Below are 3,034 nucleotides of genomic sequence, written 5' to 3'. Positions count from 1 at the left end.
TGGGCGGCGACAATTATCTTGTCCGGTGTAGCGACAACTATCTTGGCCGGTGGTGAGGAGTCGTAGGCGGCGTAGCCGCCGGAGACGACGAGCCACCGGCGGCGCCGGTTCGGCGGGGCTTAGGATGTGCTGACTGAATCTAATAAGAAGCGGTCAGCCCATGTCTGGAACCCGCATTACGGATCGACAGGTACGTCTCTATATGACCAAGCGCAAACACCACACCCAGGAAGTCTCCGCCGCCATGTCCGGCATGAGCGAACGCACGGCACGACGCGTCGAGCTCGCCCCGCAATTGCCTTCACAGAGGGCCGAACGTGGCTGGCGGACCCGCGCCAACCCGTTCGCCGATGTCTGGGACAGCGAAATCGTTCCATTGCTTCGCAGTGCACCCAGGCTGAAGGCGGTCACCCTGCTGCGCAAATTGCAGGAAGACCATCCGGAGCGGTTCCCCGACAGCATGCGGCGGACGCTTGAGCGGCATATCAGCCAGTGGCGAGCACTCGAAGGGCCGAACAGGGAAGTGTTCTTCCCCCAGACGTATCAGCCCGGCGTACGCGGGCTGTCGGACTTTACCCACATGGACAAGCTGGGCGTGACGATCGGCGGCGTCACGTTCGACCACCTGCTGTATCACTTCGTGCTGGCGTTCTCGCACTGGGAGTACGCCAGCGTGGTCGATGGCGGAGAGAGCTTCCAGGCGCTCGCGACGGGATTGCAGAACGCGCTGTGGCAGGCGGGTGGCTGCCCACGCGAACACCGTTCCGACAGTCTGTCGGCGGCCTTCAGGAACCTGCAGGAAGAGGAAGACTTCACGGTCCGCTATGCGTCGTTGCTCGCACACTACGGGATGGAAGGCACGCGCAACAACCGGGGCCTGGCTCACGAGAACGGCAGCGTTGAATCCTCGCATCGCTTCCTGAAGGACCAGATCGATCAGGCTCTGGAATTACGCGGTCATCGCGACTTCGCCGACCGGGCGGCCTACGACGAGTTTGTGCGCGGCGTCGTGATGCGCCGGAACCGGCGCAATGCCGCGGCGTTCCAGGTCGAGCGGGAATGCCTGCTGGATCTGCCTGAGTACCGCACTACCGACTTTGCCGAGGAAGAGGCGCGCGTGACCCGCTGCGGCACCTTCAGCGTGCGCTGCGTCCTGTACAGCGCGCCATCGCGGCTGATCGGCCATCGCCTGAAGGTGCGCCTCTACAGTGACCGGCTCGATTGCTATCTGTCCGGCGCGCTCGTGCACAGCACGGCGAGAGCCACGCACACCAGCAAGAGGCGCGGCCGTGGCATCGACTACCGGCACTTCATCGACTCGCTCAAGCGTAAGCCGCAGGCCTTCAGGGGCCTCGCGTTCCGTGATGAGCTGTTTCCACGCGAAGCGTATCGCCGGACCTGGGAGCGACTGGATCAGGACATGACGCCACGCAATGCCTGCAAGACCATGGTGGGTCTGCTTGAGCTCGCCGGGAACCACGGCGTGGAGGCTCAATTGGCCGAACGGCTCGATGCATTGCTCGAACTCGGTGAACTGCCCGATCTGAAGAAGCTGTTCGACGAATTCGCACCGCGCCAGGCTGAGTGTCCGGTGGTGGTGGTCGAGATGCCAGACGCCTCGCTCTACGACACGTTGCTCGATGAGGAGGTGCTGGCATGAACGCACCCGCTTACGACGCAGGCAGCATGGGGCTGATGCTCAACGAATTGCGTCTGCCAACGATCGGCCGGCTGTGGTCGGACTTCGCGCAACGCTCGGACAAGGAAGGCTGGCAAGCCTCTCAATTACTCGGCGTGCTGTTCGAGCATGAACTGGCTGAACGGGCAAAACGCAGGCTGGAACGTCATCGCGCCGAATCGCAACTGGATCCGACCAAGACGCTCGCGACCTTCGACTTCGGCGTCGTCCCCATGGTCTCGAAGGCGCACGTGATGGCACTGGCCACCGGCGATTCGTGGCTCGAGAAAGGCGCTACGATTCTCCTGTTCGGGCCACCTGGCGCGGGCAAAAGTCATCTTGGAAGCGCGATTGGACATGCGCTGATCGATGCGGGCTACCGGGTCCTGACTACGCGTACCAGCGAACTGGTGCAGAAGCTTCAGGCAGCACGCAAGGCGCTGCAATTGCCTTCGGCACTCGCCAAACTCGATCGCTTCGATCTCATCATCCTCGATGATCTGTCGTACGTGAGGAAGGACCAGGCCGAAACCAGCGTGCTATTCGAGCTGATCGCCGAGCGGTATGAGCGGCGCAGTCTTCTGATCACGGCCAACCAGCCATTCTCCGGCTGGAACGACGTCTTCCCGGACCCCGGCATGACGGTCGCCGCCATCGACCGGCTCGTGCATCACTCGACGATCTTCGAGCTGAATGTTGAAAGCTATCGACGCCGCAATGCCAGCGACAAACAGAATGCGCGCCGGCGTCAATTACTCAACAACAATGACGAAGGAGCAGCGACAACCCTATGACCTCCTGGTCAACGACAATTCCTGCCGTTGACCGGCCGGATGGTTGCCGGTGGCCGACCAGACTGCTGGATGCAATCTACGGCAACGTTACACGGTAACGCATGCGTGACGCCGTTACTGCGTAACGAAATCAGACGAGGAAAGAAAATGGCAAAAACAGCTTCGCAACGCCAAGCCGCATACAGGGCGCGGCGCCCTCGTGCAGGCCATGACGGCAATGGTGAGCGACGCCTGAGTGTCTGGATCGAGACCGGCGCCGCCCAGGCACTTGCCAGGCTGGCACGTCGTTACGCAGTAACGCAACAGGCATTGATCGAGCGGCTGGTCATTGCGGAAGATGAACGCATTCTCGCGGGCATTGAACTCGATTCGGCGCAGTGGCGCGCATACTTCGCCAACCCGTCGTTACGCAGTAACGACAGCGATCAGATACATGAAAAATTACCCAACGACAACGACGAAGGAGCAGCGACAGCTATGAGCACCTGACCCGCGACAATTACCCCCGTCGACCGGACAAGATAGTTGTCGCGCGGCCGGAAAAGATAGTTGACGTTAACCA

The 3,034-nt window shown here is 61.5% G+C and carries 3 protein-coding genes; all 3 read left to right on the top strand.

What is annotated here, in order from left to right; genetic code table 11:
- Positions 1–160 precede the first annotated feature (160 nt).
- The 3 genes from istA to P3T25_RS48370 all read left to right on the top strand — a co-directional run bounded on the left by istA (position 161) and on the right by P3T25_RS48370 (position 2,961).
- On the top strand, positions 161–1,660 hold the full coding sequence (gene istA, locus P3T25_RS48380; RefSeq protein WP_429364851.1) for an IS21 family transposase: 1,500 nt from the start codon (positions 161–163) through the stop codon (positions 1,658–1,660).
- Positions 1,657–2,472 (top strand): IS21-like element helper ATPase IstB, encoded by an 816-nt coding sequence (gene istB, locus P3T25_RS48375; RefSeq protein ID WP_429364849.1) that lies wholly within the window; start codon positions 1,657–1,659, stop codon positions 2,470–2,472. The genes istA and istB overlap by 4 nt, the downstream gene beginning before the upstream one ends.
- A 105-nt stretch (positions 2,473–2,577) precedes the next feature.
- Positions 2,578–2,961, top strand: a complete 384-nt coding sequence (locus P3T25_RS48370) for a hypothetical protein (RefSeq protein WP_429364847.1) — start codon at positions 2,578–2,580, stop codon at positions 2,959–2,961.
- Positions 2,962–3,034 lie beyond the last annotated feature (73 nt).

The sequence above is a fragment of the Paraburkholderia sp. GAS32 genome (assembly GCF_050434225.1).
Taxonomy (GTDB): domain Bacteria; phylum Pseudomonadota; class Gammaproteobacteria; order Burkholderiales; family Burkholderiaceae; genus Paraburkholderia; species Paraburkholderia madseniana.
This window is presented reverse-complemented; position numbering and strand designations above follow the sequence as displayed.